Annotated in this window: 29 protein-coding genes, 1 tRNA gene and 2 pseudogenes; 21 read left to right on the top strand and 11 right to left on the bottom strand. The window is 38.0% G+C overall.

Features of this window, described 5'->3' with window-relative positions; translation table 11 throughout:
- Positions 1-128: 128 nt before the first annotated feature.
- A complete protein-coding gene (locus tag KX581_RS03460) occupies positions 129-908 on the bottom strand; it encodes a hypothetical protein (RefSeq protein WP_231175598.1) in 780 nt (259 codons plus the stop codon).
- Positions 909-1,031: 123 nt separating this feature from the next.
- On the opposite strand from KX581_RS03460, the gene KX581_RS03465 reads away from it, so the two are divergent.
- From KX581_RS03465 to KX581_RS03525, 13 genes are all read left to right on the top strand, one after another.
- On the top strand, positions 1,032-1,520 hold the full coding sequence (locus KX581_RS03465; protein WP_001916231.1) for a peptidylprolyl isomerase: 489 nt from the start codon (positions 1,032-1,034) through the stop codon (positions 1,518-1,520).
- 17 nt (positions 1,521-1,537) lie between these two features.
- Positions 1,538-1,768 carry a carbon storage regulator gene (locus KX581_RS03470; RefSeq protein ID WP_000906450.1) on the top strand — a complete coding sequence of 77 codons (231 nt, stop codon included), beginning with the start codon at positions 1,538-1,540 and terminating at the stop codon, positions 1,766-1,768.
- Positions 1,768-2,571, top strand: a complete 804-nt coding sequence (locus KX581_RS03475; protein ID WP_231175599.1) for a 4-(cytidine 5'-diphospho)-2-C-methyl-D-erythritol kinase — start codon at positions 1,768-1,770, stop codon at positions 2,569-2,571. The genes KX581_RS03470 and KX581_RS03475 overlap by 1 nt, the downstream gene beginning before the upstream one ends.
- Positions 2,568-3,026, top strand: a complete 459-nt coding sequence (gene smpB, locus KX581_RS03480; RefSeq protein WP_231175600.1) for an SsrA-binding protein — start codon at positions 2,568-2,570, stop codon at positions 3,024-3,026. Before KX581_RS03475 ends, smpB begins: the two co-directional genes overlap by 4 nt.
- A 2-nt stretch (positions 3,027-3,028) precedes the next feature.
- Entirely contained in the window at positions 3,029-3,487 is a 459-nt protein-coding gene (gene exbB, locus KX581_RS03485; RefSeq protein ID WP_120963761.1) for a TonB-system energizer ExbB, read from the top strand.
- A 3-nt stretch (positions 3,488-3,490) separates the two neighbouring features.
- Positions 3,491-3,892, top strand: coding sequence for an ExbD/TolR family protein (locus KX581_RS03490; protein ID WP_000755085.1), 402 nt, complete (start codon positions 3,491-3,493; stop codon positions 3,890-3,892).
- A gap of 72 nt (positions 3,893-3,964) precedes the next feature.
- Positions 3,965-4,099 carry a 50S ribosomal protein L34 gene (gene rpmH, locus KX581_RS03495; protein ID WP_001847286.1) on the top strand — a complete coding sequence of 45 codons (135 nt, stop codon included), beginning with the start codon at positions 3,965-3,967 and terminating at the stop codon, positions 4,097-4,099.
- The gene (gene rnpA, locus KX581_RS03500) at positions 4,059-4,544 is read left to right on the top strand and encodes a ribonuclease P protein component (protein WP_231175601.1); all 486 of its coding nucleotides are present in this window, start codon (positions 4,059-4,061) and stop codon (positions 4,542-4,544) included. The genes rpmH and rnpA overlap by 41 nt, the downstream gene beginning before the upstream one ends.
- Positions 4,531-4,887: a membrane protein insertion efficiency factor YidD gene (gene yidD, locus KX581_RS03505; RefSeq protein ID WP_231175602.1), complete on the top strand. Its 357-nt coding sequence runs from the start codon at positions 4,531-4,533 to the stop codon at positions 4,885-4,887. The genes rnpA and yidD overlap by 14 nt, the downstream gene beginning before the upstream one ends.
- A gap of 5 nt (positions 4,888-4,892) precedes the next feature.
- Entirely contained in the window at positions 4,893-6,521 is a 1,629-nt protein-coding gene (yidC, locus tag KX581_RS03510) for a membrane protein insertase YidC (protein ID WP_231175603.1), read from the top strand.
- Positions 6,521-7,324, top strand: coding sequence for a Jag N-terminal domain-containing protein (locus KX581_RS03515; protein WP_231175604.1), 804 nt, complete (start codon positions 6,521-6,523; stop codon positions 7,322-7,324). Before yidC ends, KX581_RS03515 begins: the two co-directional genes overlap by 1 nt.
- A complete protein-coding gene (gene mnmE / locus KX581_RS03520) occupies positions 7,317-8,669 on the top strand; it encodes a tRNA uridine-5-carboxymethylaminomethyl(34) synthesis GTPase MnmE (RefSeq protein WP_231175605.1) in 1,353 nt (450 codons plus the stop codon). Before KX581_RS03515 ends, mnmE begins: the two co-directional genes overlap by 8 nt.
- A gap of 205 nt (positions 8,670-8,874) precedes the next feature.
- Positions 8,875-11,103: an outer membrane beta-barrel protein gene (locus tag KX581_RS03525; protein ID WP_231175606.1), complete on the top strand. Its 2,229-nt coding sequence runs from the start codon at positions 8,875-8,877 to the stop codon at positions 11,101-11,103.
- A 52-nt stretch (positions 11,104-11,155) separates the two neighbouring features.
- Here the strand turns inward: KX581_RS03525 and KX581_RS03530 are convergent.
- Positions 11,156-11,418 (bottom strand): annotated as a pseudogene (locus KX581_RS03530) (jhp0828 family protein).
- 165 nt (positions 11,419-11,583) lie between these two features.
- Here KX581_RS03530 and KX581_RS03535 point away from each other — a divergent pair.
- A pseudogene (locus KX581_RS03535) lies at positions 11,584-11,850 on the top strand (plasmid mobilization protein); the annotation flags it as partial.
- Between the two features lie 115 nt (positions 11,851-11,965).
- Positions 11,966-12,238, top strand: a complete 273-nt coding sequence (locus KX581_RS03540; protein WP_180385693.1) for a CagY family CD-EC repeat-containing protein — start codon at positions 11,966-11,968, stop codon at positions 12,236-12,238.
- Between the two features lie 4 nt (positions 12,239-12,242).
- On the opposite strand, the gene KX581_RS03545 is transcribed toward KX581_RS03540, so the two are convergent.
- From KX581_RS03545 to KX581_RS03565, 5 genes are all read right to left on the bottom strand, one after another.
- Positions 12,243-12,422, bottom strand: coding sequence for a hypothetical protein (locus KX581_RS03545; RefSeq protein WP_231175607.1), 180 nt, complete (start codon positions 12,420-12,422; stop codon positions 12,243-12,245).
- 75 nt (positions 12,423-12,497) lie between these two features.
- On the bottom strand, positions 12,498-13,124 hold the full coding sequence (gene thyX, locus KX581_RS03550; protein ID WP_000451943.1) for an FAD-dependent thymidylate synthase: 627 nt from the start codon (positions 13,122-13,124) through the stop codon (positions 12,498-12,500).
- A 21-nt stretch (positions 13,125-13,145) separates the two neighbouring features.
- Positions 13,146-14,939, bottom strand: a complete 1,794-nt coding sequence (gene glmS, locus KX581_RS03555; protein WP_231175608.1) for a glutamine--fructose-6-phosphate transaminase (isomerizing) — start codon at positions 14,937-14,939, stop codon at positions 13,146-13,148.
- Positions 14,940-15,179: a DUF2443 domain-containing protein gene (locus KX581_RS03560; RefSeq protein ID WP_000461839.1), complete on the bottom strand. Its 240-nt coding sequence runs from the start codon at positions 15,177-15,179 to the stop codon at positions 14,940-14,942.
- A gap of 34 nt (positions 15,180-15,213) precedes the next feature.
- On the bottom strand, positions 15,214-15,756 hold the full coding sequence (locus KX581_RS03565) for a nucleoside phosphorylase-I family protein (RefSeq protein WP_180511465.1): 543 nt from the start codon (positions 15,754-15,756) through the stop codon (positions 15,214-15,216).
- A 152-nt stretch (positions 15,757-15,908) separates the two neighbouring features.
- On the opposite strand from KX581_RS03565, the gene dnaA reads away from it, so the two are divergent.
- Positions 15,909-17,276: a chromosomal replication initiator protein DnaA gene (dnaA, locus tag KX581_RS03570; RefSeq protein ID WP_231175609.1), complete on the top strand. Its 1,368-nt coding sequence runs from the start codon at positions 15,909-15,911 to the stop codon at positions 17,274-17,276.
- Here the strand turns inward: dnaA and KX581_RS08255 are convergent.
- Entirely contained in the window at positions 17,260-17,382 is a 123-nt protein-coding gene (locus tag KX581_RS08255; protein ID WP_269201247.1) for a hypothetical protein, read from the bottom strand. The two genes, dnaA and KX581_RS08255, sit on opposite strands and share 17 nt — an antisense overlap.
- 123 nt (positions 17,383-17,505) lie before the next feature.
- Here KX581_RS08255 and KX581_RS03575 point away from each other — a divergent pair, with 123 nt between their 5' ends.
- Positions 17,506-18,936 (top strand): competence protein, encoded by a 1,431-nt coding sequence (locus KX581_RS03575; RefSeq protein ID WP_231175610.1) that lies wholly within the window; start codon positions 17,506-17,508, stop codon positions 18,934-18,936.
- A gap of 2 nt (positions 18,937-18,938) precedes the next feature.
- On the opposite strand, the gene KX581_RS03580 is transcribed toward KX581_RS03575, so the two are convergent.
- Positions 18,939-19,014, bottom strand: a tRNA-Phe gene (locus KX581_RS03580).
- 100 nt (positions 19,015-19,114) lie between these two features.
- On the opposite strand from KX581_RS03580, the gene KX581_RS03585 reads away from it, so the two are divergent.
- Positions 19,115-19,867: an exodeoxyribonuclease III gene (locus tag KX581_RS03585; RefSeq protein WP_231175611.1), complete on the top strand. Its 753-nt coding sequence runs from the start codon at positions 19,115-19,117 to the stop codon at positions 19,865-19,867.
- Here KX581_RS03585 and KX581_RS03590 read toward each other — a convergent pair.
- Both KX581_RS03590 and KX581_RS03595 read right to left on the bottom strand, forming a co-directional pair.
- A complete protein-coding gene (locus tag KX581_RS03590) occupies positions 19,864-20,499 on the bottom strand; it encodes an outer membrane protein (protein WP_231175612.1) in 636 nt (211 codons plus the stop codon). The two genes, KX581_RS03585 and KX581_RS03590, sit on opposite strands and share 4 nt — an antisense overlap.
- A gap of 3 nt (positions 20,500-20,502) precedes the next feature.
- On the bottom strand, positions 20,503-20,856 hold the full coding sequence (locus tag KX581_RS03595; RefSeq protein WP_024116130.1) for a hypothetical protein: 354 nt from the start codon (positions 20,854-20,856) through the stop codon (positions 20,503-20,505).
- Between the two features lie 81 nt (positions 20,857-20,937).
- Here KX581_RS03595 and recG point away from each other — a divergent pair, with 81 nt between their 5' ends.
- From recG to KX581_RS03610, 3 genes are read left to right on the top strand one after another with little or no spacing between them, the layout of a single operon-like run.
- Entirely contained in the window at positions 20,938-22,809 is a 1,872-nt protein-coding gene (gene recG, locus KX581_RS03600) for an ATP-dependent DNA helicase RecG (protein ID WP_231175613.1), read from the top strand.
- A gap of 42 nt (positions 22,810-22,851) precedes the next feature.
- Complete coding sequence (locus KX581_RS03605) at positions 22,852-24,222, top strand: site-specific DNA-methyltransferase (protein ID WP_231175614.1); 1,371 nt, start codon at positions 22,852-22,854, stop codon at positions 24,220-24,222.
- A gap of 4 nt (positions 24,223-24,226) precedes the next feature.
- The gene (locus tag KX581_RS03610) at positions 24,227-24,814 is read left to right on the top strand and encodes a site-specific DNA-methyltransferase (RefSeq protein ID WP_128050237.1); all 588 of its coding nucleotides are present in this window, start codon (positions 24,227-24,229) and stop codon (positions 24,812-24,814) included.
- Position 24,815: the final 1 nt, after the last annotated feature.

Raw genomic sequence — 24,815 nt, forward strand, 5'->3', positions numbered from 1 at the left:
GCTTAGTTTTCAAAGATCGTTTGCTTTTAATCAGCTATCCTTGTAAGGTATCAAGCGGCTTTTTAAAAGCCCTTGCTGAAACAAGGAAATGAAAGTATAGTCATACAAAGCTTAAGGTTTGCTTAAAATTAGGGAATGTTTGGGAAAATATTTTGATTTTTTAGAGCGTTTAAAAATTGCACGATCTTTTCTTTAGGGATAATCACCAAACTTTCTTGGTTTTCTAAAGTGCTGCTAGCCATTCCCATAAACTCCCCCACTTCGCTAAAATAAGGCCTCCCTCCCCACAACGCGCTCCCCTTTTTAAAAGAACTATCAAGCGAAAGAAACTTTTTAGATTTCAAAAGTTCAGCCACAGAAATGCCCGTTATCTGTATAGAAAAAGAATTCCCCTCATTCAATGCTGGGTAGTAGAGATCGGAATTGGGTGTTTTTTGATTGGTATAAGGATTTGAATGAAAAGTTTGAGCGTATTTTGTGTAAATCCTTGCATGATAATAACTCTCTTCTCTTTTATGGCAATAATCGTCTCTAAAATCGGCGGTTTTTAAAAGCGAAAGCCCTTGATCCCTATCCATCGCTTCAAGGCGCAAGCTGGCTATACAAATCAGCTCTTTAGCGCTGCTGTCTTGCATTTTGGCTAAAATCGTTTTAGGGTATAAGCCATTAGAATAAAGCGTTTCAGAAGAAGCGATATAACGCCCGTTTTTGAGCAAAGTCGCATAGCCTTCTTTATAAGTCCCATCGCTAAAATACACTTTCAGTAACGCAACAGAATAAACCCATGCAGGGAGCGTTGGATCAAGGGGTGGATCGTCTCTGACGATTTGAATGTTATTAGCGTTCATCATGTATGAAAATAAAACGATACAACAACCCACCGCCAATCTTTTGTGCCAAAACGCCATTATCAAACTTACCGCTTAAATTTCAAAAGTATCCTACAACACTATCGGCCAAAATACCATTTGTTTTAATTTATTGCTATAATAAATCATTTGAATGACAAAAGCTTATCGCAAAGGTTTATGATGGATCCAATTAAAACTTATGAAATTAAAGAAGAAGAGCTTGCAAAAACCGCTTACGCCACGATCAAAACCAATAAAGGCAATATCGCTTTAGAGCTTTTTTATAAAGATGCGCCCCAAGCGGTGAGTAACTTTGTAGCTCTAGCTAAAGAGGGTTTTTATGATGGGCTTAATTTCCATCGTGTGATCGCAGGCTTTGTGGCTCAAGGAGGTTGCCCTTATGGCACAGGCACAGGCGGACCAGGACACCGCATTAAATGCGAAGTGGCTCATAACCCCAACAAGCACAAAAGAGGCTCTATTTCTATGGCGCATGCCGGAAGAGATACAGGGGGGAGTCAATTTTTCTTGTGTTTTGTGGATTTGCCCCACCTAGATGGCGAGCATACCGTGTTTGGCAAAATCAAAAACGCAGAAAGCCTTAATGTCTTGGATAAAATCAAACAAGGCGATATTATAGAGAGCGTTGTGTTTAGCTCTTCTCTATAAGGAACAAGAAACTAGACATGCTCATACTCAGCCGCAAAGTTAATGAAGGGATTGTCATTGATGATAACATCCACATTAAAGTCATTTCCATAGATAGAGGGAGTGTGCGTTTAGGGTTTGAAGCGCCTGAAAGCACCCTTATTTTGCGCGCTGAACTCAAAGAGGCCATTGTGAGCGAAAACCAAAAAGCTTCTGTCTCCGTAGATGAAAGCTTGTTAGAAAACATCAAAAAGGTCATTAAGCCTTGATGCATGCTTTTGAGGTTTATCCTAAAGTCAATATTTTTTTAAAGATCCTTCACAAAGAAGGGGCTTACCATAAGCTCATTTCTCGCATGTGTTTGGTCAAAGATAAATTCAAAGATATTATCAGCGTCAAAAGCACGCTTTCTTTTTCACTAAAAGGGGATTTTGACTGCCCTTTAGAAGAAAACTCGCTCTTTAAAGCTCTCCAAATTTTAAAAAATTTTTTAAAATCAAAAAATTTCTCTAATTCCACAATCAAATCCCTAGACACCCTAGCGATTGAAGTGGAAAAAAACATCCCCACTCAAGCCGGGTTAGGCGGTGGGAGCGCTGATGCTGGGGGGCTATTGTATCATCTAAATCACATTTTTGACTGGCGTTTGAGTTTAGAAGAGCTTTATCGCATGGGATCTTTAGTGGGCGCAGACACCAACTTTTTCATCTCGCAACACAAAAGCGCTAACGCTACTTCTTATGGCGAAGTTATTGAAAATTTTGAAGAAGAGCCTTTAGAAAATCGCCTAGAAATCTATACGCCAAACCATGTTTTTTGCAGCACCAAAGCCATTTATCAAGCCTATAAGCCTGAAGCTTGTTTTTCTCAAGCCAAAGAGTGGCTTAAAAAGCCGAGTTTAGAATGCCTAAAAACTTATGACAGAAACGAATTAAACGATCTTTTAAAACCGGCTTTACTCACTAACCAAGCCTTAAGAGATATAGAAAGCGAATTAGGCAAGGAGTGGTTTTTTAGCGGGAGCGGGAGCGCGTTTTTTAGGCTAAAGCCTGCGTCAAAAGGGGGCGAATGAAACTCATTGCCAGCAATAAAAAAGCCTATTTTGACTATGAAATTTTGGAAACTTTGGAAGCGGGATTAGCGCTTTTAGGCTCTGAAGTGAAGGCTTTGAGGCAAACTAGGGTGAATTTAAAAGATAATTTTGTTAAAATAATCAAGGGAGAAGCTTTTTTATTTGGTGTTCATATATCATATTTAGATACAATCCATGCGTATTACAAGCCCAATGAAAAGCGAGAGCGTAAGTTGCTTTTACACAAAAAGCAATTATTGAAATGGCAGATTGAAGCGTCTAAAGAACGCTTGAGTATCGTAGGATTGAAATTGTATTTTAACCAAAGAAATAGAGCTAAAATCCAAATTGCTTTAGTGAAAGGAAAAAGATTGCACGACAAAAGACAAAGTCTCAAAGAAAAAGCACTCAATAAAGAAATTCTTACTGATTTAAAACACCACTTTAAAGGATAATAATGAAAGAAATGGTAGATTATGGGGTTATAGGGTTTTTGATCTTTCTCTCTGTTATCGTTGTAGCGATCGCAATAGAAAGGTTGTGGTTTTTTGCCACTCTTCGTGTAGATGACTACACAGACAAGCGTAAATTAGAACTGGCCTTACACAAACGACTGACTTTAGTGGCCACGATTGGCTCTAACGCCCCTTATATCGGTCTTTTAGGAACGGTTATGGGGATCATGCTCACTTTTATGGATTTAGGATCCGCTTCTGGCATTGACACTAAAGCGATCATGACGAATTTGGCCCTTGCTTTGAAAGCGACTGGCATGGGGTTATTGGTAGCGATCCCTGCGATTGTGATTTATAACTTGCTAGTGAGAAAAAGCGAAATTTTAGTCACTAAATGGGATATTTTCCACCACCCGGTTGACACGCAATCCCATGAGATTTATAACAAAGCTAAGGATTAAGCGGTGAAAAAAGTAGAATCCATGAATGTGGTGCCTTTCATTGACATCATGCTTGTGTTGCTAGTGATCGTGCTTACAACAGCGTCTTTTGTGCAAACTTCAAAGCTCCCTATTAGCATTCCCCAAGTGGATAAAGACAGCACTGATTCTAAAGATGTGTTGGACAAAAAACAAGTTACGATCTCCATTTCCAATAAAGGCTCTTTCTATTTAGACGATAAAGAAATCAGCTTTGAAAATTTAAAACACAAGGTTTCCACTTTGGCTAAAGACACCCCTATTGTCTTGCAAGGCGATAAGAAAAGCAATTTGGATAACTTCATCAAAGTAGTGGATTTGTTGCAAACTAACGATCTGAAGCAGCTTTACATTCTTGTTGAAGATAAAAAGAATCAAAAAAATTAGTTTTAGTCAATTTTTAGCATTCTTTAGCTAAAATCTGTGTTTATGTTTAATTTTTATTCAAGGGAGTTTTAAATGAAACGCACTTACCAACCACACAACACCCCAAGAAAGCGAACCCATGGCTTTCTTGTGAGGATGAAAACCAAAAACGGGCGCAAGGTGATTAATGCCAGACGAGCTAAGGGCAGAAAAAAGCTTTCCGTCTAAACCCTATGACTCTTTAAAAAACAAGAGTGAGTTTGATAGGGTTTATCAAAAAGGTTTCAAAAAACACAACCCTTTTTTTTCGCTCTTTGTTTTGGATTTATCAAAAGAGCCACCAAAAGAAAAAGAGGGCTTTAAAGATCCGCTCTCTTGTAGGCTTAAAGACAAAAAAGCACTTTATTTATTAGGTTTAAGCGTGTCCAAAAAAGTCGGCAACGCCGTGAAACGAAACCTTATCAAACGCCGTTTTCGTTCGCTTACATTAAAGCATGCTGCGCTTTGTCAAGGGCTTGCTTTGGTGTTTGTGCCTAGAAGCGATTGTTACCATTTAGATTTTTGGGCTTTAGAAAAACATTTTTTAGAAATGCTAACTTCCATTAAAAACTATATGAACAAAGCCTTAAAGGGCTTGAAAAAAGGAATAACTCATACCTATGCGAAACAATAAAACGCCTTTTTTGAGTGCGATTTTTACGGCATCAATTAGGGGTTACCAACGCTTTTTTTCGGCTTTCACCTTTTCAAGCTGTCGGTTTTACCCCACTTGCTCCAACTACGCTCTGTGGTTGCTTTATTTTGAAAACCCTTTGAGTGCTATGGGTAAAATCGCTATAAGGATACTCTCATGCAACCCTTTTTGCTCTGGAGGCATTGCTTACCCTACTACTCGCTTGAAACGCCCGAATTTGCTCCAATCTCATAAAGATTTTAATCGCAATTTTAAAACCATTACTTTTTGGCTCGTTCCTACTGCAAAAAGCCGCACAACTTACTACATCATTAAGGTTTAATCACAATGAATAAAAACAACAACACGAATCTGATTTTAGCGATCGCTCTGTCTTTCTTGTTTATCGCTATTTACAGCTATTTTTTCCAAAAACCAAACAAAACAACAACCCCAAAGCAAGAAACAACCAACAACCACACAGCAACAAACTCCAACACGCCCAACGCTTTTAACACTACTCAAGCAATCCCCCAAGAGAATTTGTTAAGCACGATTTCTTTTGAGCATGCCAGAATTGAAATTGACTTTTTAGGGCGTATCAAACAGGTCTATCTCAAGGATAAAAAGTATCTAACCCCTAAACAAAAGGGCTTTTTAGAGCATGTGAGCCATCTTTTTAACCCCAAAGCTAACCCGCAAACCCCCCTAAAAGAGCTCCCCCTTTTAGCAACCGATAAACTCAAGCCTTTAGAAGTGCGTTTTTTAGACCCTACGCTCAATAACAAAGCGTTCAACACCCCTTATAGCGCTTCAAAAACCACTCTTGGGCCTAATGAACAGCTTGTTTTAACCCAAGATTTAGGCACTCTTACCATCATTAAAACCCTGACTTTTTATGATGATTTGCATTATGATTTAAAAATCGCCTTCAAATCGCCCAACAACATTATCCCTAGCTATGTGATCACCAATGGTTACAGACCGGTGGCTGATTTGGACAGCTACACCTTTTCAGGCGTGCTTTTAGAAAACAACGACAAAAAAATTGAAAAAATTGAAGATAAAGACGCTAAAGAGATCAAACGCTTTTCTAACACCCTCTTTTTATCCAGCGTGGATAGGTATTTCACCACCTTGCTTTTCACTAAAGATCCTCAAGGTTTTGAAGCCTTAATTGATTCAGAAATCGGCACTAAAAACCCCTTAGGGTTCATTTCCCTTAAAAATGAAGCAAATTTGCATGGCTATATTGGCCCTAAGGATTACCGCTCTTTGAAAGCGATTTCGCCCATGCTCACTGATGTGATAGAATACGGCTTGATCACTTTCTTTGCCAAAGGCGTGTTTGTTTTACTGGATTATTTGTATCAATTTGTGGGCAACTGGGGTTGGGCTATCATTCTTTTAACGATTATCGTGCGCATTGTCCTCTACCCCTTAAGCTATAAGGGCATGGTGAGCATGCAAAAGCTCAAAGAATTAGCCCCTAAAATGAAAGAACTCCAAGAAAAATACAAGGGCGAGCCCCAAAAGTTGCAAGCCCACATGATGCAGCTTTACAAAAAACATGGGGCTAACCCGCTAGGGGGTTGTCTGCCCTTGATCTTACAAATCCCGGTGTTTTTTGCGATTTATAGAGTGCTTTATAACGCTGTGGAATTGAAAAGCTCAGAGTGGATTCTATGGATTCATGATCTATCTATCATGGATCCGTATTTTATTTTACCGCTTCTTATGGGAGCGTCTATGTATTGGCACCAAGGCGTTACGCCAAACACCATGACCGATCCCATGCAAGCAAAGATTTTTAAACTCTTACCCCTATTATTCACAATCTTTTTAATCACTTTCCCTGCAGGGTTAGTCTTGTATTGGACCACGAACAACATCCTTTCGGTGTTGCAACAACTCATCATTAATAAAGTCTTAGAGAATAAAAAACGCATGCACGCGCAAAACAAAAAGGAAAGTTGATGCAAAATTTTATTGAAATCAAAGCCAAAACCTTAGAAGAAGCCCTCATTCAAGCTTCTATCACCTTGAATTGCCCCATTATCAATTTGCAATACGAAGTCATTCAAACGCCCTCTAAAGGGTTTTTAAGCATTGGTAAAAAAGAAGCCATTATTTTAGCGGGCGTTAAAGAAAGCGTTAAAGAGGTTAAAGAGGTTCAAGAAGAGAGCGTTAAAGAAACCAACACGAAAGAAACTCATCAAAGTGCAGAAGAAAAAAAACAAAACTTAGAAATAGAAACACCGCAAGAAGAAATAACCACCCCTAAACCCCCTAAAAAAAACCTTAAAGAAGAATCTCATAATGGAGACAAACTCCATGAAATTAAACAAGAATTGAAAGACTTGTTCTCCCACTTGCCCTATAAAATCAACAAAGTGGAAGTGAGTCTTTATGAACCGGGGGTTTTATTGATTGATATTGATGGCGAAGATTCCGCTCTTTTGATTGGCGAAAAAGGTTATCGTTACAAAGCCCTTTCTTACTTGCTCTTTAACTGGATCCACCCTACTTATGGCTATAATATCCGCTTAGAAATCTCCACTTTTTTACAAAACCAAGAAAAGGTTATGGAAGCGCAACTCCAAAGCACGATCATGACCGTTCATGAAGTGGGTAAGGGGCAGATGAAAGCCCCTGATGGCGTTTTAACCTATATCGCTTTAAAGAAATTACGAAAAGCGTTCCCTAACAAATATGTTTCCATCAAAACCAACTTAAACGATGAAAAATACATCGTCATCAACGACTTTAACAATGAATGACACCATCGCCGCTATCGCTACCCCTTTAGGCAAGGGAGCGATTAGCGTTATTAAAATCAGCGGCAATAACGCTCTAAACATTCTCAAACAACTCACCCAAAAACAAGACTTCACCCCCAGATACGCTTATGTGCGCGACATTTTTTCTAGTGGTGTTTTATTAGACAAAGCGTTAGTGATTTATTTCAAAGCCCCCTATAGTTTCACCGGCGAAGATGTGTGTGAAATCCAATGCCATGGGAGTCCTCTTTTAGCGCAACATATCTTACAAGCTTGTTTGAATTTAGGATCTAGGCTTGCTAAAGCGGGGGAATTTAGTAAAAAAGCCTTTTTAAACCATAAAATGGATTTGAGCGAGATTGAAGCGAGCGTTCAGCTCATCCTTTGTGAAGATGAAAGCGTTTTAAACGCTCTAGCCAGGCAGCTTAAGGGCGAGTTAAAAATTTTTATTGAAGAGGCTAGAAATAATCTTTTAAAGCTTTTAGCGAGCTCAGAAGTTTTGATTGATTATAGCGAAGAAGACATTCCTAGCGATTTTTTAAATGAAGTGTCTCAAAATTTAGAAAAGCAAATCGCCTCTTTTAAAGACTTACTGGATTTTTCTAACATGCAAAAACAAAAAAACAAAGGGCATGCCTTAAGCATTGTTGGCAAACCCAATGCTGGCAAAAGCTCCCTATTGAACGCCATGCTTTTAGAAGAAAGGGCTTTAGTGAGCGATATTAAAGGCACAACAAGAGACACCATAGAAGAAGTCATTGAATTGCAAGGGCATAAGGTGCGCTTGATTGATACGGCTGGCATTAGAGAGAGCACGGATAAAATAGAGCGCTTAGGGATTGAAAAAAGCCTTAAAAGTTTAGAAAATTGCGACATTATTTTAGGCGTGTTTGATCTTTCTAAACCCCTAGAAAAAGAAGATTTTAACCTTATTGACACCCTTAATCGCGCTAAAAAGCCTTGCATTGTTGTTTTGAATAAAAACGATTTAGTGCCCAAGCTGGAGCTTGAAATCTTAAAATCTTATCTTAAAATCCCTTATTCTTTACTAGAAACCAACACCCTAAATTCCAAGGCTTGTTTGAAAGATTTGAGCCAAAAAATCAGCGCCTTTTTCCCCAAACTAGACACTCAAAACAAGCTTTTACTCACTTCCCTAGCCCAAAAAACCGCCCTAGAAAACGCCATTTTTGAATTGCAAAACGCTAAAGACCATTTAGAAACTTTAGAGCTTTTTTCTTATCATCTTTTAAGCGCGATAGAAAACTTGAACTCGCTCACCCGCCCTTATGAAACCAGCCAAATGCTAGACAGCATGTTTAGCGAATTTTGCTTAGGTAAATGAAACCGCTTAAAGAATGGGTTAAAACCCCTTTTTAGCGCCACTTTTTGAGACTTTTTTACGCATTAGCGCCGTTTAATACCCATATTATTCACAAAAACAATACTGCCATTTTTCAAAAAGGGGTAAAATAAGCTAGTTTAAAATATATACATACTATAAGCTATTTTTGAGTAAAAATGTTAGAAAAGACCATTAAGGAGATTTTATGTTAAAACTCGTTAGCAAAACGATTTGTTTGTCCCTAATCAGCTCATTCACCGCTTTAGAAGCCTACCAAAAGCACCAAAAAGACGGCTTTTTTGTAGAAGCCGGGTTTGAAACTGGGCTATTACAAGGCACGCAAACCCAAGAACAAACCATAGCCACAACTCAAGAAAAACCCAAACCCAAACCAAAACCCATTACCCCTCAAAGCACCTATGGGAAATACTACATATCCCAAAGCACCATTTTAAAGAATGCGACTGAGTTATTTGCAGAGGACAATATCACCAACTTAACCTTTTATTCTTTAACCCCTGTGTATGTAACCGCTTACAACCAAGAAAGCGCTGAGGAAGCAGGCTATGGCAATAACAGCTTGATTATGATACAAAACTTCTTGCCTTATAATTTAAACAATATTGAGCTTAGTTATACAGACAATCAAGGCAATGTAGTCAGTTTGGGCGTGATAGAGACTATCCCTAAACAATCTCAAATCATTCTGCCCGCAAGCTTGTTTAACGATCCGCAACTTAACGCTGATGGCTTCCAACAACTCCAAACCACCACCACACGATTTTCTGATGCCAGCACGCAGAATCTGTTTGATAAGCTCAGTAAGGTTACAACCAATCTTCAAATGACCTATATCAATTACAACCAATTTTCTAGTGGTAACGGTAGTGGCTCTAAACCCCCATGCCCTCCATACGAAGATAAAGCAAATTGTGTGGCTAAAGTGCCGCCTTTCACCTCTCAAGACGCTAAAAATTTGACCAATTTAATGCTGAACATGATGGCGGTGTTTGATTCTAAATCTTGGGAAGATGCGGTTAAAAACGCTCCTTTCCAGTTTAGCGATAACAACCTGTCAGCACCATGTTATTCTGATTACCTTACATGCGTGAATCCTTACAACGATGGGCTTGTTGATCCTAAATTGATCGCTAAAAACGCTGGAGATGAATACAATATAGAAAACGGACAAACAGGCTCAGTGATATTAACGCCGCAAGATGTCATCTATAGCTATAGAGTCGCTAATAATATTTATGTGAATCTCTTACCCCCAAGAGGAGGGGATTTAGGGTTAGGGTCTCAATATGGTGGCCCGAATGGCCCAGGCGATGATGGCATCAACTATGGCGCTTTAGGGATATTGTCTCCTTTCTTAGATCCTGAAATACTGTTTGGCAAAGATTTGAATAAAGTCGCCATCATGCAATTAAGAGACATTATCCATGAATACGGGCATACTTTAGGCTATACGCATAATGGGAACATGACTTATCAAAGGGTGCGCATGTGTGAAGAAGGCAGTGGGCCAGAAGAGCGCTGTAAGGGTGGGAGGATAGAGCAAGTGGATGGGAAAGAAGTGCAAGTATTTGACAACGGGCACGAAGTGCGAGATACCGATGGCTCTTTCTATGATGTGTGTTCTCGTTTTAAAGATAAGCCCTATACAGCGGGCAGCTATCCTAACTCCATCTATACTGATTGTTCTCAAGTCCCCGCTGGGGTTATAGGCGTTACAAGCGCGGTTTGGCAGCAACTCATTGATCAAAACGCCCTACCGGTGGATTACACTAATTTGAGCAGCCAAACCAACTATTTAAACGCTAGTTTGAACACGCAAGATTTTGCGACCACTATGCTTAGCGCGATCAGTCAAAGCCTTTCATCTACTAAATCTAGCGCCACTACCTACCGCACTTCAAAAACCTCACGGCCCTTTGGAGCCCCCCTATTAGGCGTTAATCTTAAAATGGGCTATCAAAAATATTTTAACGATTATCTAGGGCTGTCTTCTTATGGCATTATCAAATACAACTACGCTCAAGCCAATAACAAAAAAATCCAACAATTAAGCTATGGCGTGGGGATGGATGTGTTGTTTGATTTTATCACCAATTACACCAACGAAAAGAACCCTAAAAACAATCTAACTAAGAGGGTTTTCACTTCCTCTCTTGGGGTGTTTGGGGGGTTAAGGGGTTTATACAACAGCTATTATTTGTTGAACCAATACAAAGGGAGCGGTAATTTAAATGTAACCGGTGGGTTGAATTACCGCTACAAGCATTCTAAATATTCTATAGGCATTAGCGTTCCTTTAGTCCAGTTGAAATATAGGGTCGTTTCTAGCGATGGTGCAACCACCAATTCTATCACCCTGAATGAAGGGGGCAGTCATTTTAAAGTGTTTTTTAATTACGGGTGGATTTTCTAGGGGTTAAAAATTGGCTTTAACTCTCTATTGACTCCTAAGAATTAAGAGCGAATTACCAAATTTCACTAGCATTCTTAGGCTTAAAGTTTTCAGTCGTATTAGGATTATCAATATCTAATAAATCTTTTTTAACTCATCATTAGGAATATATTTATTAGCTAAATTCTCCTCTTTCTTAGCTTGAGAATATTGCTTTTTAATCTCTTTCATTTGTGTTTTAATTTCTAAAACTTTACTTTGATATTTAGCTAATTGTTTTTCTAATTTGCCAAGCTCTTTATAAAAATTAGCCCCCATTTCTACATTTTTTAACATCTTATCTCCTTAACTCAATCAATCATAATAACCCCATTATATCCAAACTTAACCACAATAAAATGGGTAACCACAAATAACGGCGGCTATAAATACCGCTTATTCTCGCAGTGGGGCAAACCCCCTTGACCCCCCTAAATCATATTAAGGGATAGCCAAAAAAACATGGAAAAGCTTGTTACAAAAAAAACGATTACAAAAATTTTAAGATTATCACAAACAGAATGGCAAACTATCCAAACTCAAATGCAAGAAAAAAATTTAAACTTTTCGCAATTGGTTTTAAACTCTCTTTTAACTCAAAACTCACAAACTCCAACAAAATCTAAAAAACAAAAAGCGATCGCTAATAAAGAACTAGTTATTGAATTAGCTAAGTGGGGAAACAATTTAAACCAAATCGCTAAATGTCTCAACACTAATCAAGGAGCGTTGTAATCATTTGAAAGCGCGCTAGCGATCAGACGACCCATGCTAGCTTTTTCTGCAATGTAAAGATTAGGCATTGTCGTTTGCTTCCAAAATGATCACAAAAGTGTCTAATGGAATGTGTTTTTTACCAAGCTATCTCTTAGAGCCATATGAGAAACTGCTCACGCCTGAAGCTAGGAAACTTTTGGAACAACAGGCTCTAGATTGTTTGGAAAACGCCAAAACTGAAGCCGACAGAAAAGAATGTGTCAAAAACCTCCCCAAAAACTTGAGAAAAGAGATTTTAGATAAAAACAGCTTAGAAGCCTATAAAACGCCCCAAAAGTCAAGGACAAACCCGCTTGAAAAGGAAACCCCTAAACTTTTAAACTCAGGGGAACGCTCTTAGAAAATCAGCGTTTCACAGAAACGATCACTTTAAGCCCTAAAAAAGCAAACTCAAAGTATAATGTTTTCCAAGAGCGTTTGTTATGTGTCTTAGGCATAACATGCTCCTTACAATGTTGGTCTGCCCCATAAAGCGAACTTATGGGGCATGATGAAATCCTACAACAAACCCCCTTAAACTTCATCTAGTCAAACGCTAAAAACAAGGCGTTTTTAAAACCTTAAAGAATTAGCGTTATTGAAAAGCGGTATTTTTAATTCTAGTGCTTCAAGCAATCTTCAAACAAATATTGATGCTCGCCAGGCAAAGCGTCAAATAAGGCTTTGGCTAAATCTTGCATTTCTTTTAAGGCTTTATTACTGCTTCTTAAAGTCAATAAATTTTGCAAGCTCCTAGCGTTAATGCTATAGGCTAAATGCGTTTTATAGCTCTCTGGCATGGCGTATTTGGCTAAATCGTTTTTAATGTTATGCTCGCTCAATAAAACCCTAAGATTTTCCAAAGCTAAAACGCTCATTGCATTCACTTTTTCATTATCCACAAACACTAAAAACTCTTTGGCTCTTTCTAAATTCGTTTCATTAAGGGGTAAAAAGCTCTCCACTTCTTTCAATTCCCTTAAAGTGTAACGGCTTGATTTCACGCTCAAGCTCGCTATTCGATGCCGGCTCAATTCTTGCAACGCCCCCCTGCTCAAACCCTTGATTTCAAAATTGTAATAAAGATGCTCTAAAGTGGAAGAATGCCTAAAAATATTCCCCACCCTGTGGATCAATTCCTTATCTTTAGAGCCTCCATCATCGCTGTATTCAAAGCTCTGCCAGCAAGTGCGGATCGCTTGGCTTGCAATGTCTAAAGGGGTGTAGTGCTTACAAATCACTTCCATTATCTTACTCCTATATCGCTTTTATTCCACGGTAACGCTTTTAGCTAAGTTTCTTGGGTGATCCACATCATGATTTAAGCGCATAGCGATTTCTAAGGCTAAAAGCTGCATCGCTAAATTCATGCGGAAAAATTCTTCCATGTAGCTTTCGCTCTCTTCTAACTGGATAAAATCATCAGCGATCTCTAAAATTTCAGAGCTTAACACGCAAATCGTAGAATCCCTAGCGCTCAATTCTTCAATATTGCTTTTGGTTTTATCAAACAACAGATGTTTAGACAATAAAGCAATGGTAAAAAGGTTGGAATCCACTAGCGCAATAGGCCCATGCTTCATCTCCGCGCTCGCATACCCCTCAGCATGCAAGTAGCTGATCTCTTTGAGTTTTAACGCTCCTTCTAAAGCGAGCGGGTAAAACACATCGCGCCCGATATAAAAAAAGCCATGCCCATGCAAGTAGCGTTTGGATAAGCGCTTGATTTTTTCATGCAATTTAGGCTCTACTTTCATCGCCTTCACGCTATTGAGCATGTTTTTAGCCTGAATCTTTTCTTCTTCTTTAGAGATTGTCCCTAGCTGTTTGCCTATATACACGCTCAAAAGCCATAAAAGCATCACTTGCGAAGAAAACGCCTTAGTGGATGCCACGCTCCTCTCCACCCCCGCTCTAATCAAAAGCACATGATCGCTAATGCGGCTCATCATGCTAAAAGGAGCGTTACACAAGCTAATGGTTTTAAGCCCTTGGGCTTTGGCTAACTTTAACGCCTCTAAAGTGTCAGCGGTTTCGCCGCTTTGAGAAATCGCTATAAAAAGCTCGTTGGGGTTGCTTTTAAAATGAGCGTAGCGGTATTCGCTCGCTAAAATGGCCCTCGCTCTTATTTTGGCTAATCTTTCAAACAAATACACGCTCGCCAAACTCGCATGGTAACTGCTCCCGCAAGAACACAGCGTGATCTCGCTCACATTTTCTAAAAATTTAGGATCGATCTCGCAATACACATTCAAGGCTTCCAAGCGCCCCTCCAAACACTCCAACAAACTGCTATGCTGCTCATAAATCTCTTTTTCTAAATAATTCCTAAAATCCCCTTTAGAATAATCTTTATCCTCAAAAGCGTAATCTTTCATGTTTTCAATATTTTTTAAATCTTTAAAATTTTCTAAAGAAATCTGCCCCACGCTGTTTTCTTCTAAAATGACAAATTGATCCACTTTAGGGGCTAACACGCTCAAACTTGACGCAAAAAACACCCCTTCTTTGCCCTTACCCACGATTAAAGGCGAAGAAGATTTAGCGTAAAACAAGCTCTCTTTAGCCCTTTTATGGAGCATTAAAATCGCATAACTCCCTTTTAAAAGGCTGATGCTTTTTTTAAAGGCTTTCAATAAATCGCTCTCGCTTTTAAGCGTTTCTTCTAATAAATGCGCAATGACTTCCGTGTCCGTTTGGCTTAAAAACGCATGCCCTTTGTTTTCCAATTCTTTTTTCAAACTCGCGTAATTTTCAATGATGCCATTATGCACTAAGGCTAAATTTTCTGTAAAATGCGGGTGGGCGTTCGCGCTGCTTGGCTTGCCATGCGTGGCCCATCTAGTATGAGCGATACTCACGCCAAAATCCAAAAACTCTTTATTTTTAAGTTCTGTTTTAAGGTTTTCTAATTTCCCTTGAGTTTTAAACACTTCCAAACAATCACCGCTCAATACGGCTAAGCCAGCGCTGTCATAACCTCTGTATTCCAATTCCTTTAATCCCTCTAAAAGAACGGATTTTTTCTCGCTATCCCCTATATAACCTACAATCCCACACATTTAAAACACCAATAACCCTTTTTTGATTTTATTTAAAGCGTTAATAAGCTCCTTTAATCGCTCCACTTCTTCGCTTAATTGCGTAAAAAACGCTTCATTCACGCTCTTTGGCATGTCCATGCTCCCTCTTTTAATTTCAATAAAATCCCCCAAACTCAAATTCGCTAATTTTAAAAGCATTTCAATTTCATTTTGCGAATCTTCAATATCCGCTAAAATCTTGCGTATTTTTTCAAACATGTGATCGCCTTTAATTTAGAATGCTCCATGATAGCTAAACTATTAAACTATCAATGATGTTTTCTAAAATCTGTTTGACTTTGGCGTGGTTTTCTTTAAATTCCTTATGTGCGTTAAGCCCCACATGGTTACTCACGCAAAAAATCCCTTTAGCCTTTAAAGAAAACGCCTTAGCCACGCTTAAGACGCTAAAAAACTCCATGTTTTCTAATAAAACGCCCTTTTGAACCATTTTTTTAGCAAACATTTCGCTGGTGTGGATATAGTTACTGCTATTCACGCCCACCCTTTCAAAAAGAGCTTCCTCTTTGGTTTCTATTTGAATGAAATTATCCAAAGGCGTGTAGCTGTTTAAATGGCTAAAACTCTCTTCAATCTGATAGCCGCAAACGCTTTCAAACACGCTTAAAAGCTCAATTTCTGGGCTATAACTCCCCGCACTCCCTATAAAAATAAGGCTTTCTGTATCAGGGTTTTTTAAACACATTCTCGTTAAATTAATCGCGCTTCCTATCAAGCCCACACCAATAGGCACCGCTTTTTTTAAAGTCTCATTCCTTCCAGCGCAAAGCAGCATGAAAATCCTTTTTTCGCATCCATTAGCTTATTATAAATCAAGCATTATAGACAAACCCTTAAAAGAAACACCTTAATTTTAAGGCTTCATTCACATTTCATTCACATGTTATTCCTTTTTCATTCACAACTTATTCACGCTATAATAACGCCATGGATACCAACAACAATATTGAAAAAGAAATCTTGGCGCTAGTCAAACAAAAAGTTAGCCCCATAGAGTATGAAAATTACTTTAGCCAGCTCAAATACAACCCTAACGCGAGCAAGAGCGACATTGCCTTTTTTTATGCCCCCAACATGCTCTTATGCAATTGGATTACAGCTAAACACGGCGCGTTGCTTAAAGAAATTTTAAGCCAAAATAAAGTAGGCATGCATTTAGCCCATAGCGTAGATGTGCGTATTGAAGTAGCGCCTAAAATCCAAATTAACGCCCAAGCTAATATCAATTACAAAGCCATAAAAACGAGCGTCAAAGACTCTTACACTTTTGAAAATTTTGTCGTAGGCTCATGCAATAACACCGTTTATGAAATCGCTAAAAAAGTCGCCCAAAGCGATACCCCCCCTTATAACCCAGTGCTTTTTTATGGCGGCACAGGGTTAGGCAAAACACACATTTTAAACGCTATCGGTAACCATGCCCTAGAAAAGCATAAAAAAGTCGTGTTAGTCACTTCGGAAGATTTTTTGACAGACTTTTTAAAGCATTTAGACAACAAAACCATGGATTCTTTTAAAAAAAAATACCGCCATTGCGACTTTTTCTTGTTAGATGACGCTCAATTTTTGCAAGGAAAACCCAAGCTAGAAGAAGAATTTTTCCACACTTTTAACGAATTGCATGCTAACAGCAAACAAATCGTATTGATTTCAGACCGATCGCCTAAAAACATCGCCGGCTTAGAAGATCGCTTAAAATCGCGCTTTGAATGGGGGATAACCGCTAAAGTCATGCCCCCTGATTTAGAAACCAAACTTTCCATTGTCAAACAAAAATGCCAACTCAATAAAATCACTTTGCCTGAAGAAGTGATGGAATACATCGCCCAACACATCAGCGACAATATCCGCCAAATGGAAGGTGCGATCATTAAAATCAGCGTGAACGCGAACTTAATGAACGCTCCCATTGATTTGAATCTCGCTAAAACCGTTTTAGAAGATTTGCAAAAAGATCATGCTGAAGGCTCAAGCTTAGAAAATATCTTGCTCGCTGTCGCGCAAAGCCTGAATCTCAAATCCAGTGAAATCAAAATCTCTTCGCGCCAAAAAAATGTCGCTTTGGCGAGAAAATTAGTTGTGTATTTCGCCAGGCTTTATACCCCTAACCCCACGCTCTCGCTCGCTCAATTTTTGGATTTAAAGGATCATTCAAGCATTTCTAAAATGTATTCTAGCGTTAAAAAAATGCTTGAAGAAGAAAAAAGCCCCTTTGTCTTAAGCCTTAGAGAAGAAATCAAAAACCGCCTGAACGAATTGAACGACAAAAAAACCGCTTTCAATTCAAGTGAATGAAAAAAGGCTTATCAAAAAGCGTTTCATTCACTTTTTTTAAAAACCCACAACCCCCATAAAAACGCGTGCCTCTAAAGCTTTTTGATTTTTCATTCCATTCATTCACGCCCCTACTACTGTTACTAATTATTATTAATCAAAGTGTTACCTATCTATAACTTATTGATAACTTTTACTAAACCTTTTTTTAAGATATAATCCAAAAATCCAAAATAAAAAAGGAACAAGCATGAAAAAAACCCTTTGTCTGTCTTTCTTTCTGACTTTCTCTAACCCTCTTCAAGCTCTTGTGATCGAGCTTTTAGAAGAAATCAAAACTTCACCGCATAAAGGCACTTTTAAGGCTAAAGTCCTTGATTCTAAAGAACCAAGACAAGTTTTAGGCGTTTATAATATCTCCCCACACAAAAAACTCACGCTCACTATCACCCACATATCCACTGCAATCGTCTATCAACCCCTTGATGAAAAACTTTCTTTAGAAACGACCTTAAACCCTAACCGTCCTACTATCCCTAGAAACACCCAAATTGTTTTTTCTTCAAAAGAATTGAAAGAGTCGCACTCGCACCAAATGCCTTCTTTAAACGCATCCATGCAAAAACCACAAAACAAACCCAGCTCATCGCAACAATCTCCTCAAAACTTTTCTTACCCAGAGCCCAAACTAGGCTCTAAAAACTCTAAAAACAGCCTTTTACAGCCTTTAGCAATTCCTAGCAAAATAAGTCCCACTAACGAAACTCAAACACCAACAAACGACACTAAACCCCCTTTAAAGCATTCTTCAGAAGATCAAGAAAACAACCTCTTTATAACGCCACCCACCGAAAAAACGCTCCCTAACAACACCTCTAACGCTGATATTAATGAAAGCAATGAGAATAGGGATAGTGTGGAAAAACAAGCCGTTAGAGATCCTAATATTAAGGAATTTGCGTGCGGGAAGTGGGTCTATGACGATGAAAATTTACAAGCTTACCGCCCAAGCATTTTAAAACGCGTTGATGAAGACAAACAGACTGCGACAGATATTACCCCTTGCGATTACAGCCACGCTGAAAATAAAAGCGGTAAAATCACTACCCCCTATACTAAAATCTCTGTTCATAAAACAGAGCCTTTAGAAGAGCCGCAAACTTTTGAAGCTAAAAACAATTTTACGATTCTTCAAGCCAGAAGCTCTACGGAAAAATGCAAAAGGGCTAGAGCAAGAAAAGACGGCACGACTAGGCAATGCTATCTCATAGAAGAGCCTTTAAAACAAGCGTGGGAGAGTGAGTATCAAATCACCACGCAATTAGTGAAAGCCATTTATGAGCGCCCCAAACAAGACGATCAAGTAGAGCCGACTTTTTATGAAACTAGCGAATTGGCTTATTCTTCCACACGAAAAAGCGAAATAACGCATAATGAATTGAATTTGAATGAAAAATTCATGGAATTTGTGGAAGTGTATGAGGGGCATTATTTAAACGATATAATTAAAGAAAGCAGTGAATACAAAGAATGGGTTAAAAACCATGTGCGTTTTAAAGAAGGGGTGTGCATGGCCTTAGAAATAGAAGAGCAACCACGAGCCAAAAGCACGCCTTTGAGTATTGAAAACTCTCGTGTGGTGTGTGTCAAAAAAGGGAATTATTTATTCAACGAAGTTTAAGATGGTGGCTTGAGGCGGAATCGAACCACCGACACGAAGATTTTCAGTCTTCTGCTCTACCGACTGAGCTATCAAGCCAAGCAAAAAACAATTATTACATAAAAAAGGTAAAATAAAGCTTAATTTTTAAAAAATGACTAAAAAGATATAATTCACTCAAAATCAAACAAGGATTAAAATGAAATTGATCTCATGGAATGTGAACGGGTTAAGGGCTTGCATGACTAAGGGCTTTATGGATTTTTTTAATAGCGTAAATGCGGATGTTTTTTGCATTCAAGAATCTAAAATGCAGCAAGAACAAAACGCCTTTGAATTTAAGGGGTATTTTGATTTTTGGAATTGCGCGATTAAAAAGGGCTATTCTGGGGTGGTAACTTTCACTAAAAAAGAGCCTTTAAGCGTGAGCTATGGTATTAATATGGAAGAGCATGACAAAGAAGGGCGCGTAATAACTTGCGAATTTGAGTCCTTTTATTTAGTAAATGTTTATACCCCTAATTCCCAACAAGCCCTATCCAGGCTCAGTTATCGCATGAGTTGGGAAGTGGAATTTAAGAAATTTTTAAAAGCTTTAGAGTTGAAAAAACCGGTCATTGTGTGCGGGGATTTGAATGTGGCCCACAATGAAATTGATTTAGAAAACCCCAAAACCAACCGAAAAAATGCGGGCTTTAGCGATGAAGAGAGAGAAAAATTCAGCGAGCTTTTGAACGCTGGCTTTATTGACACTTTCCGTTATTTTTATCCCAATAAAGAAAAGGCTTACACCTGGTGGAGTTATATGCAACAAGCAAGGGATAAAAACATTGGTTGGCGCATTGATTATTTTTTATGCTCTAACCCTTTAAAAACGCGCTTAAAAGACGCTTTAATCTATAAAGATATTTTAGGGAGTGATCATTGCCCGGTGGGGTTGGAATTAGTTTAAAGGTAGAAAGTGTGCGAAATAAAGACAGAAAAAAGCCTCACAAAGGCTGAGTCGTATTCAAAAGCAAAAGGCCATTTGATCCCCACTTCAATACTAGCGTCATGGTGGAATAGCACGGTTTGGAATTTAAACCCCACTAAACCCAACATCCTAAAATTGGAAGTTTTGAGTGAAAACCCTTGAATGCTGCGCCAATCGTCAATGATGAAATTTGTGCTGTGTTTGGAAAGAGTCCATGTGTTTTCGGCAACTTGCATGCCATAAAAAAGAGAAAATACATACAAGGGGTTTTTATTGTATTCCACGATCAAATCCCCTCCAAAGCCATAAGTGAACATGTTCGCTTGAGCGCCCGTTCTTTTATTGAGTATGACATTCCCATAATCCATAAAAAAGTAATAGCGAGAATAAAACCAATAATTGGTGGGGTTAATCTCCCAGCCTAAAGAAAAGCTCGCCCCTTCAATCGTGCGTTTAAGATCGTTGTATTTTTTCATGATCATTTTGCCTACCTGATATTGAGAAGCCACATAAAAACGGCTTTTAGCTTGCACAATGGTAGGGTTTAAAAAACAAACGCTTAAAAATAAGGGGGTTACTTTTTTAAATAAATCCTTTGAAAAAAATTTCAAACTTTAATAGTTCCTGTTGAGTGGGGAGCTGAGATTGTCTTGGTGGTTAGTGGCTCGTTGCAAAACATTGTTCGTTCTTTTTTGTGAAGGATCAGCATTTTCTTTATTGAATTCATCAACTTTATTTTCTTCATCGATCAGATCATTCACTTCTTTGGTGGTTTTTTCATCATCTTCTTCATGTTCAATTTTTTCCACATCGTTATTAGCTTGATTATTTTGATTGTTTTGCGTCTTTTTAGTGGTTTGGTGGTTATTTTGGTGCGATTGAGACGATTTTTTAGGATCGTCCTTGCATGCACTAAACAGGCTTAAAACAAAAGAGATAGCGATAAAATGAGTGATTTTAGATTTCATCAATTAAATTTCCTTAAGTCAATGTATAATTTGACTATCTTATCATAAAAATGATTAAGGATTGGCTAGGGTAAGAACAAATTGCAAGAAACAGATAATTTATTAAAAACATTGAATGTGAAATCGCTTTTAGAAGCCTTGCTTGTTTATACGCCCAAAGGTTATAAAGATTTGAATTTATTAAAACATTTTGAAACGGGCTTGAGCGGCGTTTTAGAAGTGGATATTTTAGATAAAAGAAACTACGCCAAAGTTTTAAAAATTTTTGCCTATTCCAAACGATTTTACAAAAATTTAGAGCTTGTTTTTTTCAATTACAGCGCGTTCCATCACAACCAGTTTAAAACCGGCGAGAGTTTGTTCATTTATGGTAAATTAGAGCAAAGCTCTTTTAATCAAGCTTATATCATTAACACGCCTAAAATCCTTACCGAATTTGGAAAAATTTCTTTAATTTTTAAAAAAGTTAAAAATCATAAAAAAATACAAGAAAATTTACAAAAACTCATTTCATTAGAAAATTTAAAAAAGGAAGGTATTAAAGAGAATATCGCGCATTTATTGTTAGAAATCTTTTTCCCCACGCCACATTTTGTCAAGGATTTTGAAACGAATAAAAATTTTCCTTCACAACATTTAAACGCATTAAAATACATTGAAATGCTTTTTTATATGAAAAATTTAGAGCGCAAAAAATTGCAATTCAGCGCTAAAATCGCATGCCACAACAATAGCGAACGCTTGAAAGCGTTTATCGCTTCTTTACCCTTTAAACTCACCAACGACCAACAAAACGCCATTAAAGAAATCCAAAGCGATCTCACCAGTTCTATAGCGTGCAAGCGTTTGATTATAGGCGATGTGGGGTGCGGGAAAACGATGGTGATTTTAGCGAGCATGGTATTAGCTTACCCTAATAAAACCCTTTTAATGGCGCCCACTTCCATTCTCGCTAAACAGCTTTATAACGAAGCCTTAAAATTTTTACCCCCTTATTTTGAAGTGGAATTACTGCTCGGCGGGAGCCACAAGAAGCGATCCAATCATTTGTTTGAAACAATCACGCATGTGGTTATCGGCACGCAAGCGTTGTTGTTTGATAAGCGCGATTTGAATGAATTCGCTTTAGTGATCACTGATGAGCAGCACCGATTTGGCACAAAGCAACGCTACCAATTAGAAAAAATGGCAAGCAGTAAGGGTAATAAACCCCATTCCTTGCAATTTTCTGCTACCCCCATCCCTCGCACGCTTGCCCTAGCCAAAAGCGCGTTTGTGAAAACGACCATGATTAGAGAAATCCCTTATCCTAAAGAGATTGAAACTCTAGTCTTGCATAAAAGAGATTTTAAAATAGTGATGGAGAAAATCAGCGAAGAAATCGCTAAAAACCATCAAGTCATTGTCGTTTATCCGCTGGTGAATGAAAGCGAAAAAATCCCGTATTTATCGCTCAGTGAGGGGGCAAGTTTTTGGCAAAAACGCTTTAAAAAGGTTTATACCACTTCAGGGCAAGATAAAAATAAAGAAGAAGTGATTGAAGAATTTAGAGAATCCGGGAGCATTCTTTTAGCGACTACGCTCATTGAGGTGGGCATTTCTTTACCACGATTGAGCGTGATGGTGATTTTAGCGCCCGAAAGGTTAGGCTTAGCGACTTTACACCAGTTAAGGGGGCGCGTGTCTCGTAACGGCTTGAAAGGCTATTGTTTTTTATGCACGATCCAAGAAGAAAACGAACGATTAGAAAAATTTGCTGACGAATTGGACGGCTTTAAAATCGCTGAATTGGATTTAGAATACAGAAAAAGCGGGGACTTGCTCCAGGGTGGGGAGCAGAGCGGGAATAGTTTTGAATACATTGACTTAGCCAAAGATGAAAACATTATCGCTGAAGTGAAACAGGATTTTTTAAAGGCCGCTAGCGTTTCACATGGAACATTTGAAAATTAAGGTGGAATTAGGTAATTTAAATCATTTAAAAAAAGGATAGAGATGCAAAATAAAGAAATTGGTGGAGAAAAAAGCGTTAATGAAAAAAATGTAGAAATTTTTAATCGTTATTTTCCCGGTTGCTTGAGTATAGAAAATGATAACAAACTCACGCTAAATGCGGGAAGATTAAAAGCGTTACTCGGGGATTTTAGCGAGATAAAAGAAGAGGGCTATGGGTTGGATTTTGTGGGTAAGAAAATCGCTTTAAATGAAGCTTTTAAGAAAAACAATAAGATTTTAAAGCCCTTAAATAAATCCACGAGCAAGCACATTCTCATCAAGGGCGATAATTTAGACGCTCTCAAAATCTTAAAACAAAGCTATAGTGAAAAAATCAAAATGATTTACATTGATCCGCCCTACAACACGAAAAACGAGAATTTTATCTATGATGATGATTTCTCGCAATCCAATGAAGAGACTTTAAAACAATTGGATTATTCTAAAGAAAAGTTGGATTATATCAAGAATCTTTTTGGGTCAAAATGCCATAGCGGGTGGCTTAGTTTCATGTATCCTAGATTGTTGCTCGCTAAAGATTTGCTCAAACAAGACGGCGTGATTTTCATTTCTATTGACGATAACGAGTGTGCCCAACTCAAACTTTTATGCGATGAAATTTTTGGGGAGGGGAATTTTGTGGCTGAAATGCCAAGATTAACAAAGAAAGCAGGAAAATCCACTAATCAAATCGCTAAAAATCATGATTATGTTTTGTGTTATCAAAAGAATAGTATCAATTTTAAACAGATTGATATTGATGAAAACGATTACCCTTTAAAAGATGAATTTTACAATGAAAGAGGTGGGTATAAATTAAATCAAAATTTGGATTACAATTCACTTCAATATAATAAAAAAATGGATTATGAAATTGTAATTGGTAATGAAAAGTTTTATGCTGGCGGATTGGAAACTTATACTGAAAGACAAAAAGGTAATTTTGGAACGATTGATTGGGTTTGGCGTTGGAGCAAAGCAAAATTTGATTTTGGATTGGCTAATGGTTTTATAGAAGTTAAAAACAATAGAATTTATACAAAAACTTACACAAAGGCTAAAATATCTGATAGCAAGCCTTATAAAATAGAATATTTTAACCGCACTAAAAATATTTCAAGTATAGAATTTTTAGATAATAAATACTCTAATGATATGTCAAATAAAAAATTACAATCAATTTTTAATGTTAAGAATATTTTTGATTATTCTAAACCTGTTGAATTGATAAGTTTTCTCATAGAGCAAACTACTGAAAAAGGCGACATCATCTTAGATTTTTTCGCCGGGAGCGGGACAACCGCTCATGCCGTGTTAGAGAGTAATAAGAGCGATTATCAAAAATTAAGTGAGGGGGGGGGGGTTATTTAATGGCTTGAACGCCGCATTTAAAGAAAGGCGCTTCATTCTCGTCCAGTTAGATGAAAAAATTGATCCCAAGAAAAACAAAAGCGCTTATGATTTTTGTTTAAACACCTTAAAATCCGCCTCCCCAAGCATTTTTGACATCACCGAAGAAAGGATTAAAAGAGCGGGGGCTAAAATCCAAGAAGCTTGCCCCCATTTAGATGTGGGGTTTAGAGCGTTTGAAATCATTGATGATGAAACGCATGCTAACGATAAAAATCTCAGTCAAGCCCATCAAAAGGATTTGTTCGCTTATTCTAACCTTGATAGAATGGAAACCCAAACGATTTTAATCAAGCTTTTAGGCTGCGAGGGTTTGGAGCTCACTACGCCTATAATTTGCTTGATTGAAAACGCCTTGTATCTGGCTTTAAATACGGCTTTCATTGTGGGGGATATAGAAATGAGTGAGGTTTTAGAAAACTTGAAAGATAAAGGGGTGGAAAAAATCAGCATGTATATGCCCGCTATTAGTAATGATAGGCTGTGTTTGGAATTGGGCAGTAATTTGTTTGATTTGAAATTAGAGAGCGGCGATTTAAAGATTAGGGGGTAGA

Origin of the sequence: Helicobacter pylori (assembly GCF_021062735.1) — a bacterium.
Lineage (GTDB): Bacteria > Campylobacterota > Campylobacteria > Campylobacterales > Helicobacteraceae > Helicobacter > Helicobacter pylori_DN.

What these genes read in the sequence shown, in the direction of transcription:
- KX581_RS03470 (WP_000906450.1), top strand. Translation starts at nt 1,538, where the DNA reads ATGCTCATACTCAGCCGCAAAGTTAATGAAGGGATTGTCATTGATGAT.
- KX581_RS03575 (WP_231175610.1), top strand. Translation starts at nt 17,506, where the DNA reads ATGAAAAAAACCCTTTGTCTGTCTTTCTTTCTGACTTTCTCTAACCCT.
- KX581_RS03545 (WP_231175607.1), bottom strand. Translation starts at nt 12,422, where the DNA reads ATGAAGTTTAAGGGGGTTTGTTGTAGGATTTCATCATGCCCCATAAGT.
- rnpA (WP_231175601.1), top strand. Translation starts at nt 4,059, where the DNA reads ATGCCAGACGAGCTAAGGGCAGAAAAAAGCTTTCCGTCTAAACCCTAT.
- yidD (WP_231175602.1), top strand. Translation starts at nt 4,531, where the DNA reads ATGCGAAACAATAAAACGCCTTTTTTGAGTGCGATTTTTACGGCATCA.
- KX581_RS03460 (WP_231175598.1), bottom strand. Translation starts at nt 908, where the DNA reads ATGGCGTTTTGGCACAAAAGATTGGCGGTGGGTTGTTGTATCGTTTTA.
- KX581_RS03560 (WP_000461839.1), bottom strand. Translation starts at nt 15,179, where the DNA reads ATGTTTGAAAAAATACGCAAGATTTTAGCGGATATTGAAGATTCGCAA.
- KX581_RS03525 (WP_231175606.1), top strand. Translation starts at nt 8,875, where the DNA reads ATGTTAAAACTCGTTAGCAAAACGATTTGTTTGTCCCTAATCAGCTCA.
- KX581_RS03565 (WP_180511465.1), bottom strand. Translation starts at nt 15,756, where the DNA reads ATGCTGCTTTGCGCTGGAAGGAATGAGACTTTAAAAAAAGCGGTGCCT.
- mnmE (WP_231175605.1), top strand. Translation starts at nt 7,317, where the DNA reads ATGAATGACACCATCGCCGCTATCGCTACCCCTTTAGGCAAGGGAGCG.
- KX581_RS03515 (WP_231175604.1), top strand. Translation starts at nt 6,521, where the DNA reads ATGCAAAATTTTATTGAAATCAAAGCCAAAACCTTAGAAGAAGCCCTC.
- glmS (WP_231175608.1), bottom strand. Translation starts at nt 14,939, where the DNA reads ATGTGTGGGATTGTAGGTTATATAGGGGATAGCGAGAAAAAATCCGTT.
- thyX (WP_000451943.1), bottom strand. Translation starts at nt 13,124, where the DNA reads ATGGAAGTGATTTGTAAGCACTACACCCCTTTAGACATTGCAAGCCAA.
- rpmH (WP_001847286.1), top strand. Translation starts at nt 3,965, where the DNA reads ATGAAACGCACTTACCAACCACACAACACCCCAAGAAAGCGAACCCAT.
- exbB (WP_120963761.1), top strand. Translation starts at nt 3,029, where the DNA reads ATGAAAGAAATGGTAGATTATGGGGTTATAGGGTTTTTGATCTTTCTC.
- dnaA (WP_231175609.1), top strand. Translation starts at nt 15,909, where the DNA reads ATGGATACCAACAACAATATTGAAAAAGAAATCTTGGCGCTAGTCAAA.
- KX581_RS03475 (WP_231175599.1), top strand. Translation starts at nt 1,768, where the DNA reads ATGCATGCTTTTGAGGTTTATCCTAAAGTCAATATTTTTTTAAAGATC.
- yidC (WP_231175603.1), top strand. Translation starts at nt 4,893, where the DNA reads ATGAATAAAAACAACAACACGAATCTGATTTTAGCGATCGCTCTGTCT.
- KX581_RS03595 (WP_024116130.1), bottom strand. Translation starts at nt 20,856, where the DNA reads ATGAAATCTAAAATCACTCATTTTATCGCTATCTCTTTTGTTTTAAGC.
- KX581_RS03540 (WP_180385693.1), top strand. Translation starts at nt 11,966, where the DNA reads ATGTGTTTTTTACCAAGCTATCTCTTAGAGCCATATGAGAAACTGCTC.
- KX581_RS03585 (WP_231175611.1), top strand. Translation starts at nt 19,115, where the DNA reads ATGAAATTGATCTCATGGAATGTGAACGGGTTAAGGGCTTGCATGACT.
- KX581_RS03605 (WP_231175614.1), top strand. Translation starts at nt 22,852, where the DNA reads ATGCAAAATAAAGAAATTGGTGGAGAAAAAAGCGTTAATGAAAAAAAT.
- smpB (WP_231175600.1), top strand. Translation starts at nt 2,568, where the DNA reads ATGAAACTCATTGCCAGCAATAAAAAAGCCTATTTTGACTATGAAATT.
- KX581_RS03465 (WP_001916231.1), top strand. Translation starts at nt 1,032, where the DNA reads ATGGATCCAATTAAAACTTATGAAATTAAAGAAGAAGAGCTTGCAAAA.